Source organism: Maribacter sp. MMG018, assembly GCF_018100785.1.
In the GTDB taxonomy this organism is placed as follows: domain Bacteria; phylum Bacteroidota; class Bacteroidia; order Flavobacteriales; family Flavobacteriaceae; genus Maribacter.
Genome location: NZ_JAGJEC010000002.1, coordinates 109,005 through 123,398, shown reverse-complemented (window position 1 = coordinate 123,398; position 14,394 = coordinate 109,005). Strand labels below are relative to the sequence as shown.

Here is a 14,394-nt window from a genome sequence, read left to right as displayed (position 1 = left end):
GGTTCCATGGTTTTTTTATAAAATCGATTTCTGTTTTTATAAGTAAAACGGGCTATGATTTTAATTTTTTCAAATAATAATCATATGTCTCAAACTGTGACCTACATTCTGGTACGGTTGTTTCACGATAGGCGTTGTCTTGTTTTTCTGTAAATACGCGCGCTTTAAGGTTGTCTCTCCAACAAATTTCAAAGGTATCCATAAGCTCTTGTTTAATATCCTCATCATAAATAGGACAACCTACCTCTACCCTATAATCTAGGTTTCTGGTCATCCAATCGGCCGAAGATATATATACTTTCGGGTTACCTCCATTGGCAAAAACGAATAACCGGGTATGTTCTAAAAACTTGTCTACCACACTAATAGCCTCAATGTTCTCACTCATACCTTTTACACCTGGCACCAAACAACAAATACCACGAATAATCAATTGAATCTTAACACCTGCCCTACTCGCCTTATACAGTTTATCTACCATTTTATAAGAGGTAAAACTGTTCATTTTAATTTTTATATAGGCTTCTTTTCCCGCAATGGCATTTTTGATCTCATTGTCTATCAACTTCGAAAAGATACTCTTGGTATAGTGTGGAGATACGATAAGATGCTTGTACTTATTGATTTTATAAGTAGTCTCAAAAAAGTCGAAAACTTTATTCAGCTCTTTTAAAATTGCTTCATGGGCGGTAAACAATGTATAATCGGTATAAATTCTGGCCGTATCCTCATTAAAATTACCCGTACTAATAAAACCGTATCTTTTTAAGCCTTGCTCTTCTTCCCTTTCTATTAAACAAATTTTACTATGCACCTTTAACCCGGGTACCCCAAAGATCAACTTAACCCCTTCTGCCTGTAATTGTTCCGCATATTCAATATTCGCCTGCTCATCAAAACGCGCCTGCAGCTCTATCTGTACGGTTACCTGCTTTCCATTTTTCACGGCATTAATCAAAGATGCGGCCACCTGCGAATTGTTTGCCAACCTATATACCGTAATCTTAATGGTACGCACTTTTGGGTCCAGAGCGGCTTCCCTCAAAAATTTTAAAATGTAAGTAAAGGTGTGGTATGGAGTATATTGTAAATAATCTTTTTTAGCGATACTTTCAAGAATACTGCCTTCTATACTTAAACCCTTAACAGGTAAAGGTGTAATTCTATCATACAACAAATCTTTTCTATTAAGACTGGGAAAACCCATATAATCCCTTTTGTTATGATATCTTCCACCGGGTATTACACTGTCGGTTTCCTCTATGTTCATCTTCTCCTTTAAAAAGGCGAGGGTATCCTTAGCAATACTTTTATCATATACAAAACGTACCGGATCACTGATTTTTCTATGTTCTACGCTAGAGGAAATTTTCTCGATAAAGCTTTTGCTCAAATCATTATCGATATCCAATTCCGCATCTCTGGTAATCTTTATCATATGGGCAGAAATGGACTCGTATTCGAACATGGTAAAAATACTGTCCAGACAATACCTGATCACATCATCGAGAATTATAATATAATCTTTATCACCTTCTTTGGGCAATACCACAAAACGATCAATACCTTTTGGAATTTCTATCAGCGCAAATCTTTTTTCTTTTTTCGTCTTATCACTTTTAATAATCATCTTTACCGCCAAATAAGCTGCTGTATCCTTTAGGGTCGGAAAACGGGTAAGGTCGTTAAGTATGATTGTCATTAACTGCGGACTCACATTCTGAAGAAAATATCGCTTAACAAATTCCTTCTGATTATCATTAAGTTCGGTCTCTTTGATAATGAATATATTCTGATTTTCCAGTTCTTTCTCTATCCGTTTTAAAATAACCAAGCTTTTGGCCTGTTGGTTAATAACGATCTCTGTAATTTCCTCTAACAGGTCTTTGGCCTTTTCACCTCCCAAAACACTTTTACCCGTTTTACCGGCCTCTACTATTCTTTTTACGGTGGCATAACGTACTTTAAAAAACTCATCCAAATTATTAGAGAAAATACCCAAAAACCTTAACCTTTCTATTAAGGGCACCTTGGTATCGGCACTCTCTTGCAACACACGCTCGTTGAACCACAACCAACTTATTTCTCTATTTACGTACTGATTATTATACTTCACCATAATTTATTTTAACTGCTTTGGAAATATTGTTTTAATCGTAGAGCCCCGTGAAATATCTTTCCATGACCCTTCATTGAATTGTATATGGGCAAAACCACTCGTAGGAAGATTATCGATATGCCTGTCTCCCAAAGAATTTACCAAATGGGTAAAAGCATGGTTATGACCAAATAGCAAGACGGTATCCAACCCATCATCTAGGCTTTTCAAAAAATCCAATACGCCATTGCCCGAGAAGTCGTACAAATCTGGAACGATCTTTAATCTATTTAAAGGATACTTTAAACTTCTTAGGCAGATTATCGCCGTATGCAACGCTCGGTTCGCCGGGCTCGAAAACACATAATCGATAGCCATGTTTTCTTCCGCCAATTTAGCGCCTACCAAATGGGCATCCATTATACCCCGTTGCAACAAAGCTCTATCTTGATCTCCAACATTAAGTTCCCAGGAAGATTTTCCATGGCGCATAAGCAATAAATTTTTCATACCTATCCAGTTTTATGGCGCCAAACGTTCCACTACCCAATCTAAACCATTTTCTAACCTATAACGGATTCTATCGTGCAACCTATTGGGTCTTCCTTGCCAAAACTCTACCGAAATAGGTTTTACTATATAACCTCCCCAATGTTTTGGTCTTTGCACTTCTTTTCCCTCAAATTCTTTCTCCAGTCTTTTTAGTTCATCTTCCAGTTCGTCCCGAGAGGCAATAACATTGCTCTGGTTAGAAACCAAGGCACCAAGTTTACTGCCATGGGGTCTTGATTCAAAATACCCATCAGAAAGGTTTTCTGCTATTTTTTCCGCTTTTCCCTTAATAATCACCTGCCTTTCGAGGTTAGGCCAAAAGAAAGACACGCACACGTTCGGGTTATTGGCAATAGCCCTTCCTTTTTCACTTTTATAGTTGGTATAAAAAATAAATCCCTCATGGGTATATTTTTTTAACAGCACTACCCTGCTTTTTGGAAAACCATCTAAACCAATCGTAGAAACCGTCATTGCATTGGGCTCATCTACTCCGTTAGATTGTTCCACTTCATAAAACCAAGTTTGAAAAAGCTGCATTGGATTGTCGGAAATATTGTTTTCCATCAACGCACTTTTTTCATATGATTTTCTGTAATCCCCTAGATCTTTCTGCATCATTAAAACTTAAAAAAACAATATACTCAAAGATCATGAAAAGATCTCATTTTTTAAAGCAAGTCTTGCTCTTTTGTTCGATGGAACGAAGATTATTTTATCTATCTGCAGTGCAGGTGAATCTAAAATTCAAAATGCTTGCCATCATCGGCCAAAAGCACATTGCCAAAAACTTCTTCTGCCTGCTTCTTAAATAAGGATATTGATTTGTACCGTGTAGAATAGTGCCCCAATATCAAGGTGCCAACATTGGCTTCTTTTGCTATTTCAGCGGCTTCTTTTGCCGTAGCATGTTTCGTCTTTTCCGCCAAATGTTTTTCCGATTCCAGAAAAGTGGATTCATGGTACAGAACGTCCACTTCTTTAATCTGCGGAATTATTTCTGGCCTGTAGGCGGTATCACTACAAAAAGCATATGATTTTGGTTTAACGGGATCAAAACTAAGCTCAGAATTCGCTATTATCTCTCCGATTTCTGTAACCACATCTTTCCCCTTTTTAATATTTTGAAAGTAGGCCTTGTCTATTTCGTGGTATTTTACGGCATCGACATTTAGCTTGCGTTCGCCCAATTTCTCTCTGAACAAAAAACCATTGGTATAGACCCTATGGTTTAACGGTATGGTCTCGACCGTTACTTTTTCATCTTCAAATATCAATTCTTTCTCAGTAGAAGTCAATTCATGAAAATAGAGTTGATAATTGGTCCAAGAATCTCCCAGTTTCAGCAGAAGTGTTACGGCCTCCTTTATTCCTTTGGGTCCGTATATGTGCATTTCCTTATCCCTTCCCAATAATCTAAAAGTTGAAACAAGTCCAGGAAGACCAAAAAAATGGTCACCATGTAAGTGGGAAATAAATATATGGTTAATTCTAGAGAACTTGATCTTATGCTTCCGTAACTGTACCTGCGTACCCTCGCCACAATCTATCAAGAACATGTGGTTCTTGATTTCCAAAACTTGTGATGTCGGGTTCGTTAAAGTTCGTGGAGTGGCCGCATAACAACCAAGTATCGTTAATTTCACAGGCCTAGGTCCCTTTCTATTTCTTCCATTTCTACAATATCTTTGGCCTCTTGTAGTGTAGGTACTACCATAATTTCTTCCGGCACTTCATCATAACTTACCTTATCGGTAACTATTACGAACGATTTTCCCGAATCTTTATGCCTATTGGAAATCTCAAGAAACTCCAATACATCACCCGCAGATAATTTTTCAAAAGAAAAAAGGTTCACAATCAGATTGTCGTTTTCAACCTCTGAATAACGGTCTTCTAAATTTTTTAGAAAAGTAGTAATGACTTTCTTTTCTTGGTCTACAATGGTAGTGGTTCCTTCTTTATCAAAAATCATCTTCTTACTGTTTAATCTTTGAAGCCAATAAATAAATTACCGCCATACGAATTGCCACTCCGTTCTCTACCTGATTCAAAATAATGGACTGTTTTGAGTCGGCAACATCACTCGTAATTTCCACCCCCCTGTTTATAGGACCCGGGTGCATGATTACAATTTCTTTACCAAGGCTGTCCAAAAGGTTTTTATTTACTCCAAATTGTTGTGTATACTCTCTTGTAGTAGGAAAATAACTAATATCCAATCGTTCGTTTTGTATTCTCAACATATTTGCCACATCGCACCATTCCAATGCTTTTCTCAAGTTCATTTCAACCTGCACCCCTAATGATTCTATATGTTTTGGAATCAACGTTTTAGGACCACAAACCTTTACGTTCGCTCCTTGTAGTTTTAAGGCAAATATATTTGAAAGAGCTACTCTCGAATGTAAAATATCGCCGACTATGACCACATTTTTACCAGCTACATCCCCTAATTTTTCTCTTATGGAATAGGAATCCAACAATGCTTGTGTAGGGTGTTCATGAGCCCCATCGCCAGCATTTACAATAGAAGCCTTCACATGTTTTGACAGAAATATGCCGGCACCCGGATTTGGATGCCTCATTACCACCATATCTACTTTCATAGAGAGAATATTGTTCACCGTATCTATTAGTGTCTCTCCTTTTTTTACGGAAGATTGACTTGCCGAAAAGTTTAATACATCGGCAGAGAGTCTCTTTTCCGCAAGTTCAAATGAAAGTTTGGTACGGGTACTATTTTCAAAAAATATGTTGGCTATGGTAATATCTCTTAACGAAGGAACTTTTTTAATGGAGCGATTGATAACTTCTTTAAAATGATCTGCTGTTTCAAAAATGAGTTGAATATCCGACTCTTTTAAATATTTAATCCCTAGCAAGTGATTTACACTCAGTTCGCCCATTTTTTATCTATTAATCAAATAAATTATATCCTCTCCATCGTTTTCTTCCCACATTACTTTCACTTTCTCATCATCAATGGCATCTACTTGTCGCCCCCTATAATTGGGCTGTATAGGCAAATGCCTGCTAAACCTCCTGTCTATCAAGGTTAAAAGTTCTACTTCTGAAGGTCGGCCAAAAGATTGTAATGCCGTTAAGGCGGCATTGATACTACGACCGGTATACAGCACATCGTCGATTAAAACAACTTTCTTGTCCTCTACCAAAAAATTGATCTTGGTCTTTGTAGCCTCTAAGGGTTTGTCCCCCCTTCTAAAATCGTCTCTATAAAAAGTGATATCCAGAAAACCTAGATCAATATGCTTTACCTTGTATTCCTCTGAAAGAATTTTTGCGAGTCTCTGTGCCACATAGATACCTCTAGGCTGTATGCCTATAAGTACGGTATTTTTAAAGTCCTCGTGATTTTCAAGAAGCTGACAAGCCAAACGATGTAGGATGATATTTATTTCCTTTGAAGAGAGTAAGACTTTTTGACCCATAGTATGTCATCCGTGCTTTTAGCTTCACAAAAATATGAAATTCAAAACAAATTACTCAATATCGAAGCCACAAGGCTTAAAAAAAATATGTCCGCAAACCGAAGGCCCTAAATACCCAAAATAGAGAAGAACGCCTCTTTATGGCTCTCCCCTATCGGAATACGAAAGTCGTTGATGACGATTCTATTCCGTTGCACCTTTTTTATATGGTTCACGTTCACCACATAAGACTTATGCACACGTAAAAATTGGTTCGGCGGCAATTTGCTCATCAACTCCCTAAAACTCATCAATGTCAAAATTGCCTTATTGGTATCCTGAACATGAATTTTAAGGTAATCTTTAAGGCCCTGTATATATTCTATCGAATCTAAATTTATCTTAACACTTTCGTATTCAGATTTTACGAAAACAAATTTTTGAGATTCATTGGTATCGCCATGGCTAGAAAACACGTTTCCGGTAGTGGGGACATTCTTGTTGGACAATAGTTCTTGGGCCCTGGCAATTGCCTTAATAAACCTATGATAAGGAATCGGTTTTACCAAATAATCTATCGCATTAAGATTAAACCCTTCGACCGCATATTGCGAATAGGCCGTGGTGAATATAAACAAGGGTCTATTGTCCAATGAATTTATAAAATCTATACCATTTATTTGGGGCATCTCAATATCACAAAAAATAAGGTCTACATTTTTTTTGCGGATTTCCGTAATGGCATCCAAAGGGTTGCTATAGGTACCTACAACCTCTATGAAATCTAACTTAGAGCAATAGTCTACCAATATTTCTATTGCCAAAGGTTCATCATCTATAAATATACACTTCATCCTGCGGTTTTTAAATTTTTTAATTCCAATTCTACCCGATAATTGACACCGTTGTTAAACACATTTAGAGTATGCATGTTGGGGTATAAAAGATTTAATCGGTTTCGTACGTTTTCCAGACCGATTCCAGAGCTTTTGGCAGATTTTCTTATCACTCCTATTTTATTGTCTATAAAAAAACGAATAGACTCATTGCTAATACATAGTTCTATTCTAATGGAGGTCTTGCCATTATAATCGGTTCCGTACTTAAAGGCATTTTCTATAAACGAAATAAATATTAGCGGAGGTATGGCCCTGCCCTTATCTTCGCCCGATATCTTAAGGGTCACATTTTCACTATCGGACAGCCGTAAAAGCTGCAACTGCACATAGCTTTTTATATAATCCAATTCTTTTGTCAAAGGAACCATGTCCTTATCCGCCTCATAGATCATATACCGCATCAGTTCCGATAGATTAACCACGGCCTGCGAGGTATCCAATGATTTTTTTACCGAAAGTGCATAAATGGTGTTTAGGGAATTAAACAAAAAATGGGGATCCAGTTGATTTTTTAAAAGCTGTAGTTCTGACTTAATATTCTCTTTTTCTATCTCTTCGCGCAGATTATTATTTTTCTTCCATTCTAAATAAATACGTAATATGGAACTAATGGAATACGGGATACCCAAACGCACAAAAGAGGCAAAGAAAGGTCTAAACCTAAAATCTCCCCTTGGCATATCTATAAGCTCAACGGCCCTTGAAACAGAAGAAGGCCTATATCTTGCCCCTACACCATTAAGGCCCATTGGACCAAATACCCTTGGAGGTGGTTGAGACAATAGAATATTTTCAAGGATCACCACCAAAGTGATACACACCAAAGACAGGACCAAATAAAAAAGAACTCCTTTATTAAGTAAAAACCTAGGCACAAAATAAAAGTAGTTTATATAGAAAAGGATAATTATTGAAACCATTCTGGGCAACATGAACAATGGGAAAGAACCTCCTTCAGAAAGAAAAGGGTAGCTTAAAATACTATAAAATAAAATCCAAACGATTATATGAACGAATAGATTGGTATAGGTAGACCTATTGAACACCATTCGACACTTTGTTACCCTCCATACCAATACCCAATGCATTAAGCTCCTCAAGAGTGATAGTAGGGTTTACCCCTTTCAACAATTTACCCATCACACATTTAGCCACCTTATCGGCATCATCATGGGTCGCAAAGGCAATTTCGCCCACAAAACCAGGTATTGTTTCTTGTTGTATGATCAGTTTCTCTCCATTATAGATCCGATAGCCATAACCATCTCCTTGATCTATTACTTCACCATATAAATAATGAGCATTTTTATGCACTTGGTCCTTTTTGTCATTGTTCAAGGCAATGTACATTATACCCACTATACATATTCCTATAACAAAAGTTAAAAAACCCTTCATAATCTTAAACTTTTAAAAAGGACCAAACAAAACTGTTTGATCCTTTCCCTTTAATCAACAACCAATGCACTAAATAAAACTTTCTTAATCTTCATCATCATACTCATCCATCGGAAAGAACTCTTTTAGGTCGTCCAAATAAAGAGAACCTGTTCTTCCCATACCTATAAATGCCCGAGCAGAATTTGAAAACACAACCCCATCTTGCCTTGCGGTTCCTTCAAAAGGGGTTTTTAGGTCCCACTCATCGGTAGTAGGATCATATTCCCATACACTGGTAAGCGCACCGCTAGATTCTCCACAAGCTATATAACCGTACCCATTCATTTCAAAACCTAAAGCACTACTCCTAACAATAGTATAATCGTCCTCTTCATCTAGATCCAATTTTTGTGTCCATGTTTCCGTAGAAGGATCAAAGGCCCAAAAATCATCAAGGTACACCCCGTTAGAAATTCCTGTTCCCATATACACAATACCATTAACGGTAAACGATGTAGCAGAACGTCTTTTGTTTCCACCAAAGCCTACTAATTCTGTCCATTGATCCGTACTTGGATCATACCTCCAGAAGTCTTTCATATCGTTTTCACCGTCATACCCAGTACCGAAATACCCATAACCGTTCGCAGAAAATGCTATTGCACTTCTTCTTACTACCGGTAGTGATGCAATTTCGCTCCATGTATTGGTACTTGGGTCGTACTTATAAAAATCACTCAATTCATCGACTCCATCATAACCAGACCCAATGTACCCTATACCATCAATTTCAAAGCCTACGGCCGCATTACGGGCAACACCCGGGAAATCTGCTTTCTGGCTCCAATAATCACCATCAATATTATATGACCAAAAAGAATTTAAATAGTCATCTCCATCATAACCTACACCCATGTAACCAGTGGATCCTACGGTAAAATACGCAACACTACTTCTAGCACTACCATCAAAAACAGAACTATCCGTCCAGTTACCCAAATCCTCTTCATCATCACTAGAACAACTATAGGTCATTACCATAACCATACTTAATAATACTGCTGCCCTATACTTTAAAATCGTTTGTATCATTTTAGAAAAATTCATGAAATTATTAGATAGGCAAATCTAGAATCTTGTCTCCCCTATAGAAAATAGAATATATCTACAGCTCGATTTAACATACGAACAAGGCTTTTTGATCTATCAATATCGATATTGATTTTATCGTGACAATATCCCTCTTCATCCCTTAAGAAAACTGGTTCGTCTATTCCAATTTCTAAGCCTATATGTTGTATGTAGCTTCGCCGAACAACTAATTATTGATTATATGACCTTGACGAAAAAATCTGCATGGCCAGCCGTGCCCTTATTGTTTTTTTTGGTAATAATATCTTTTCAATCTTGTACCGACGACAATTTAAACTCATCGGACTTTGAGGCAGGAGAAGCGTTTACCAATAGCAATATCCGTGTTTATGAAATTGATACCGTCACCGTATCAACATCGACCATGAAGTTCGATAGCTTGGCAACATCTTCTGCCTCTAGAATGTTAATAGGACAATACAACGACCCAGTTTTTGGCACCGTTACAGCTTCTAGTTACGCGCAAGTGATACCAACTTCATACACCATTGATACCGACTCTGAATTCGACAGTATTGTACTGTATTTAAAACCGGATTCATATTACTACAACGATACACTTCTAACAAACAATATTAAGATCAGGAGAATTACAGAAGACCTAAAACCGGATAACGGAGAGACCTATTTTTACAATACAAGTACCATTGCATACGATGATACCGATATGGGATCTATTAGCTTTACCCCTAGACCTATTACGGCAGATTCGTTAGAAATTAGACTATCGGATTCTTTTGGTATTGAAATATTCGAAAATCTTCAAGACAAATTAATTGTCAACAATGATGAATTCACAAACGTACTTAAGGGCCTTGCCTTTATACCCGACGATAGCGATGACGGATCTATACTAGGTTACTCTTACGATACCGCATCTACCTACATAAGGTTATACCATAGCATACCCGAATCGGACGAACGTGTACAGTCGTATACAGATTTACAAATAAACATGTTGGACAGCCCGACACCTTTCTTTGTTAGTATTACGTCCAAAGACCCCATTGAACCCCTTCAAACCCTTACAGACAAAGAAATAGACCTTAAAAGTGAAGATTCGTACGACCTAAGTTTTATTCAATCTGGGGTCGGTATAGCCATGAAAATCTCATTTCCCCATATTAAACGATTATACGATATAAACGGATCGGGAACCGTTTTGGATGCCGTCTTAAAAATAAAGCCCGCGGAACAATCCTATGACGAAAATCTAATGTTAAGTAGCACCCTATCGGTTTTTAAAGTGGACCAAAACAATGCCTTGACAGAACAGCTTACAATTGATGGTGCGACCGCGGTTACAGCCACATTAAATACTGATAATCAAGAATTTAATGAGATTTACTACGAAATTCCTTTAAGCACTTATATAGAAGAAATTTTAACCGAAAGTCCCGAAACCAACGAATCTTTAATTCTCTTTCCTTATGATTATATATCTGAGGTCAATCGTTTTATTCTTCAAGGAAATAGCCAAGATTCATTTGAAACTGTTTTAGAAATTACTTATGCCATATATGATGAAGATTAATCTTAAAATAATATTTTTTACACTTACGGTCGCCGTCTGTTCAACGGCATATTCACAGTCGGAAGCCCTGACCAGTTCTCCATACTCCCTTTACGGACTGGGAGTGGTAAACCAAGCAAGTATCGGTAAATCTAACGGATTGGGATATAGCGGATTGGGACTAAAAAATGTAGGAAGTATCAACAATTTAAATCCGGCCACATTTTCTTTGGTTCCAAGAAACTCGTTTTTATACGACGTAGGACTTAAGGGACAGTTCAACGAGTATTCCAACAATAACGATTCTGAGTCCAAGACGAACTTTAATTTTTCCAATCTTGCTTTTGCCTTCCCTATAGGGCAAGGCTTCGGGGCGGGAGTCAGTTTGATCCCCTATAGCGAGGTCGGCTATTCCGTTGTTGGGGTAGAGACGAATATTGAAGGCTCTACCGATACTTTCGAAAGCACTATTAGTGGCTTAGGAGGACTTAGCGACCTTAAAATGAATCTAGGATATCAGCTAAACGACAATATCAGATTCGGTCTTTCAGGATCCTTCCTTTTTGGTAATATAGAAGAAAACGAAAGTTTTTACATCTCTGGCAGTTATTTCGAATCTAGTGAAAAGACCAATTATTCAGGTTTTAGATTATCTACAGGCCTTCAATTTGACCTGACGGACAAGATTACTATTGGAAGCACCATTCAATTTCCAACCAACCTAAGCGGTAAAGTCACCAGAAACGTGATAAAAACATTGGACGGGGCCGAAGTAACGGTAGAGGATGAAACTGTTGAGTCCGTTGACGATTTTACCTTGCCCATGGAAGTTGGTATAGGAGTCGGAGCTACCGTATTTAATTCTTGGACCATAAGTGCCGATTATAAGAAAAACTATTGGACAGAAACCGACCAAGAAGAGGCGATAGGCCATTATGTGGACCAAAATATTTACGCCATAGGACTAGAATACCAAAAAAATGCGACGAGCTATAAATATAAAGATAGGATCCAATATCGACTAGGATATAATTACGACGACGGAAACTTGTCTATCGGCAATAAAAAAATAGACGGCTATAACATTACCGGAGGTATTGGCATACCGCTGCACAGTGGCAGAAGTTCTTTCTTAAACCTTTCCTATAGTTTTGGAAACAGAGGTAAGATCCAAAATGTAGTTATAAAAGAACAGTATCATTTGCTCACCCTTAACCTAAGTCTTGAAGATGTATGGTTCGTAAAAAGGAAGATCAATTAAAATATCGTTACCGATAAAAACGAATTATTTATTGTTACTCTATAGGTCATAAAAAAAAAGCCCGGACAAATATTTGTCCGGGCTTTTTATATTTAATAAGATACTAAATAAAAGGCCTTATTTCTTTTTAGAATCGGCTTCCATTTTATCTTTCAACGCTTGTAGCGCATCGTTGGCATCACCTAAAGTAGGTTTAGCTTCCTCAGATGCAGCGGCCTGTCTTTTAGCGGCAGCTTTTACATTACGTTGCTCTTCTTCTCTAAAGATAGCTGTATGACTGGCTACAACACGTTTGAAGTCTTTGTTGAACTCAATGATCTTGAATTCTGCCTCATCGCCTTTACCAAGTTTTTTGCCATCCTCTTTTTCTAAATGACGTTGTGGTATAAATGCAGTTATATCCTCGTTAAATTCAATAGTTGCTCCTTTATCCACTACATCAGAAATAGTAGCTTTATGAACTGTTCCTAAAGCGAATTCAGTTTCATATTTATCCCATGGGTTTTCTGTTGTTTGTTTGTGACCCAAGCTTAACTTACGTCCTTCAACATCCAACTCCAACACCTCAACCTCTAGAGTATCGCCAACATTGGTGAATTCTGAAGGGTGTTTGATTTTCTTGGTCCAAGAAAGATCAGAGATATAGATAAGACCATCGATACCTTCTTCTAACTCTACAAAAACACCGAAGTTTGTAAAGTTACGAACGATACCTTTATGTCTAGACCCAACAGGGTATTTAGTAGTAATATCGGTCCATGGATCTGGTGTCAATTGTTTAATACCCAAAGACATTTTACGATCTTCTCTATCCAAGGTCAATACTACCGCTTCTACCTCATCGCCAACTTTAACGAAATCTTGTGCAGAACGTAAATGCGTAGACCATGACATTTCAGAAACGTGAATTAGTCCTTCAACACCTTCAACAACTTCTATAAACGCACCGTAATCGGCAATAACGACTACTTTACCTTTTACCTTGTCACCAACTTTGATATCATCGCTAAGTGCTTCCCAAGGATGTTTCTCCAATTGTTTAAGACCTAATTGGATTCTAGATTTGTTTTCATCAAAATCAAGAATTACCACATTCAATTTTTGGTCAAGTTCAACAACCTCGTTCGGGTGGTTGATCCTGCTCCAAGAAAGGTCGGTAATATGTACAAGACCATCAACACCACCAAGGTCGATAAAGACACCGTAAGAAGTAATGTTCTTAACAACACCTTCCAATACTTGTCCTTTCTCCAATTGGCTAATGATCTCTTTTTTCTGCTCTTCGATATCCGCTTCGATCAATGCTTTGTGAGATACAACAACGTTTTTGAACTCATGGTTAATTTTCACCACCTTGAATTCCATTGTCTTGTTCACATACTGATCGTAATCACGAATAGGCTTCACATCGATCTGAGAACCTGGCAAGAAAGCCTCGATTCCGAAAACATCAACGATCATACCACCTTTGGTTCTACATTTAACAAAACCAGATACGATTTCCTCTTTGTCATGGGCCGCATTTACACGATCCCAAGCCATAATGGTACGAGCTTTTCTGTGAGACAATACCAACTGACCGCTCTTATCTTCGCGAATATCAATTAGAACTTCTACTTTATCGCCAACCTTCAAATTTGGGTTGTAACGAAACTCGTTCAAGGAAATAACACCTTCAGACTTAGCATTTATATCAATAATCGCCTCTCTGTCCGTTAAATAAACTACCGTCCCTTCGACTACTTCCTCATCGGCAGTATCAACGAAATTTTCGGCAACCAATTCTTCGAATTCTTTAAGCTTAGAATCATCAACTCTTTCGATTCCTTGCTCGTACTTTTCCCAATCAAAATTTTCTAAAAACTCTTGTGGGTCCTGCTTTGGAGCTTCCGCAGCAGCTTTTTGTGTAGTAGCTTCTGTAGTTTCTTCTACTTCAGCCGTTGTTTTTTCTTCAGCCATTTGCTGATTTAAAATTTGTATTTCATAACCTTATCAAGAATTAAGCAATAAGTATGAAAGCTATTATTATTATGATTTTAAATCCCCTAATTTCTCTTGATATGCTTGCGAAAAAAGGTGTGCAAAAATACAATTAAATTAATTAACAC

Annotated in this window: 14 protein-coding genes; 2 read left to right on the top strand and 12 right to left on the bottom strand. The window is 37.5% G+C overall.

Annotation, left to right across the window (positions count from 1 at the left end):
- Window positions 1-52: 52 nt before the first annotated feature.
- The 11 genes from ppk1 to J8L85_RS08740 all read right to left on the bottom strand — a co-directional run bounded on the left by ppk1 (window position 53) and on the right by J8L85_RS08740 (window position 9,452).
- Entirely contained in the window at window positions 53-2,119 is a 2,067-nt protein-coding gene (gene ppk1 / locus J8L85_RS08790) for a polyphosphate kinase 1 (protein ID WP_211016546.1), read from the bottom strand.
- Window positions 2,120-2,122: 3 nt separating this feature from the next.
- The gene (locus J8L85_RS08785; protein ID WP_211016543.1) at window positions 2,123-2,608 is read right to left on the bottom strand and encodes a histidine phosphatase family protein; all 486 of its coding nucleotides are present in this window, start codon (window positions 2,606-2,608) and stop codon (window positions 2,123-2,125) included.
- Window positions 2,609-2,620: 12 nt separating this feature from the next.
- Window positions 2,621-3,268, bottom strand: coding sequence for a pyridoxamine 5'-phosphate oxidase (gene pdxH, locus J8L85_RS08780; protein ID WP_211018215.1), 648 nt, complete (start codon window positions 3,266-3,268; stop codon window positions 2,621-2,623).
- 122 nt (window positions 3,269-3,390) lie between these two features.
- Complete coding sequence (locus tag J8L85_RS08775) at window positions 3,391-4,296, bottom strand: ribonuclease Z (RefSeq protein WP_211016541.1); 906 nt, start codon at window positions 4,294-4,296, stop codon at window positions 3,391-3,393.
- On the bottom strand, window positions 4,293-4,625 hold the full coding sequence (locus J8L85_RS08770) for a ribonuclease Z (RefSeq protein ID WP_211016539.1): 333 nt from the start codon (window positions 4,623-4,625) through the stop codon (window positions 4,293-4,295). The genes J8L85_RS08775 and J8L85_RS08770 overlap by 4 nt, the downstream gene beginning before the upstream one ends.
- A 4-nt stretch (window positions 4,626-4,629) precedes the next feature.
- Window positions 4,630-5,559: an aspartate carbamoyltransferase catalytic subunit gene (locus tag J8L85_RS08765; RefSeq protein WP_211016537.1), complete on the bottom strand. Its 930-nt coding sequence runs from the start codon at window positions 5,557-5,559 to the stop codon at window positions 4,630-4,632.
- Between the two features lie 3 nt (window positions 5,560-5,562).
- Complete coding sequence (gene pyrR, locus J8L85_RS08760; protein WP_211016535.1) at window positions 5,563-6,102, bottom strand: bifunctional pyr operon transcriptional regulator/uracil phosphoribosyltransferase PyrR; 540 nt, start codon at window positions 6,100-6,102, stop codon at window positions 5,563-5,565.
- A 107-nt stretch (window positions 6,103-6,209) separates the two neighbouring features.
- Window positions 6,210-6,935 (bottom strand): LytTR family DNA-binding domain-containing protein, encoded by a 726-nt coding sequence (locus tag J8L85_RS08755; RefSeq protein WP_211016533.1) that lies wholly within the window; start codon window positions 6,933-6,935, stop codon window positions 6,210-6,212.
- Entirely contained in the window at window positions 6,932-8,029 is a 1,098-nt protein-coding gene (locus J8L85_RS08750; RefSeq protein WP_211016532.1) for a histidine kinase, read from the bottom strand. Before J8L85_RS08750 ends, J8L85_RS08755 begins: the two co-directional genes overlap by 4 nt.
- Window positions 8,016-8,378 (bottom strand): DUF4907 domain-containing protein, encoded by a 363-nt coding sequence (locus J8L85_RS08745; protein WP_211016531.1) that lies wholly within the window; start codon window positions 8,376-8,378, stop codon window positions 8,016-8,018. The genes J8L85_RS08750 and J8L85_RS08745 overlap by 14 nt, the downstream gene beginning before the upstream one ends.
- An 84-nt stretch (window positions 8,379-8,462) precedes the next feature.
- Window positions 8,463-9,452 (bottom strand): kelch repeat-containing protein, encoded by a 990-nt coding sequence (locus J8L85_RS08740; protein ID WP_211016530.1) that lies wholly within the window; start codon window positions 9,450-9,452, stop codon window positions 8,463-8,465.
- Between the two features lie 241 nt (window positions 9,453-9,693).
- On the opposite strand from J8L85_RS08740, the gene J8L85_RS08735 reads away from it, so the two are divergent.
- Complete coding sequence (locus J8L85_RS08735; protein ID WP_211016529.1) at window positions 9,694-11,046, top strand: DUF4270 family protein; 1,353 nt, start codon at window positions 9,694-9,696, stop codon at window positions 11,044-11,046.
- Window positions 11,033-12,286, top strand: coding sequence for a hypothetical protein (locus tag J8L85_RS08730; RefSeq protein ID WP_211016528.1), 1,254 nt, complete (start codon window positions 11,033-11,035; stop codon window positions 12,284-12,286). Before J8L85_RS08735 ends, J8L85_RS08730 begins: the two co-directional genes overlap by 14 nt.
- A 117-nt stretch (window positions 12,287-12,403) precedes the next feature.
- Here J8L85_RS08730 and rpsA read toward each other — a convergent pair whose 3' ends face one another.
- Window positions 12,404-14,245: a 30S ribosomal protein S1 gene (gene rpsA, locus J8L85_RS08725; protein ID WP_211016527.1), complete on the bottom strand. Its 1,842-nt coding sequence runs from the start codon at window positions 14,243-14,245 to the stop codon at window positions 12,404-12,406.
- Window positions 14,246-14,394 lie beyond the last annotated feature (149 nt).

Bases quoted from the DNA above. Each gene is read 5' to 3' on its own strand.
- ppk1 (WP_211016546.1), bottom strand. From the start codon at position 2,119: ATGGTGAAGTATAATAATCAGTACGTAAATAGAGAAATAAGTTGGTTG.
- J8L85_RS08785 (WP_211016543.1), bottom strand. From the start codon at position 2,608: ATGAAAAATTTATTGCTTATGCGCCATGGAAAATCTTCCTGGGAACTT.
- pdxH (WP_211018215.1), bottom strand. From the start codon at position 3,268: ATGCAGAAAGATCTAGGGGATTACAGAAAATCATATGAAAAAAGTGCG.
- J8L85_RS08770 (WP_211016539.1), bottom strand. From the start codon at position 4,625: ATGATTTTTGATAAAGAAGGAACCACTACCATTGTAGACCAAGAAAAG.
- J8L85_RS08765 (WP_211016537.1), bottom strand. From the start codon at position 5,559: ATGGGCGAACTGAGTGTAAATCACTTGCTAGGGATTAAATATTTAAAA.
- pyrR (WP_211016535.1), bottom strand. From the start codon at position 6,102: ATGGGTCAAAAAGTCTTACTCTCTTCAAAGGAAATAAATATCATCCTA.
- J8L85_RS08755 (WP_211016533.1), bottom strand. From the start codon at position 6,935: ATGAAGTGTATATTTATAGATGATGAACCTTTGGCAATAGAAATATTG.
- J8L85_RS08750 (WP_211016532.1), bottom strand. From the start codon at position 8,029: ATGGTGTTCAATAGGTCTACCTATACCAATCTATTCGTTCATATAATC.
- J8L85_RS08745 (WP_211016531.1), bottom strand. From the start codon at position 8,378: ATGAAGGGTTTTTTAACTTTTGTTATAGGAATATGTATAGTGGGTATA.
- J8L85_RS08740 (WP_211016530.1), bottom strand. From the start codon at position 9,452: ATGATACAAACGATTTTAAAGTATAGGGCAGCAGTATTATTAAGTATG.
- J8L85_RS08735 (WP_211016529.1), top strand. From the start codon at position 9,694: ATGACCTTGACGAAAAAATCTGCATGGCCAGCCGTGCCCTTATTGTTT.
- J8L85_RS08730 (WP_211016528.1), top strand. From the start codon at position 11,033: ATGATGAAGATTAATCTTAAAATAATATTTTTTACACTTACGGTCGCC.
- rpsA (WP_211016527.1), bottom strand. From the start codon at position 14,245: ATGGCTGAAGAAAAAACAACGGCTGAAGTAGAAGAAACTACAGAAGCT.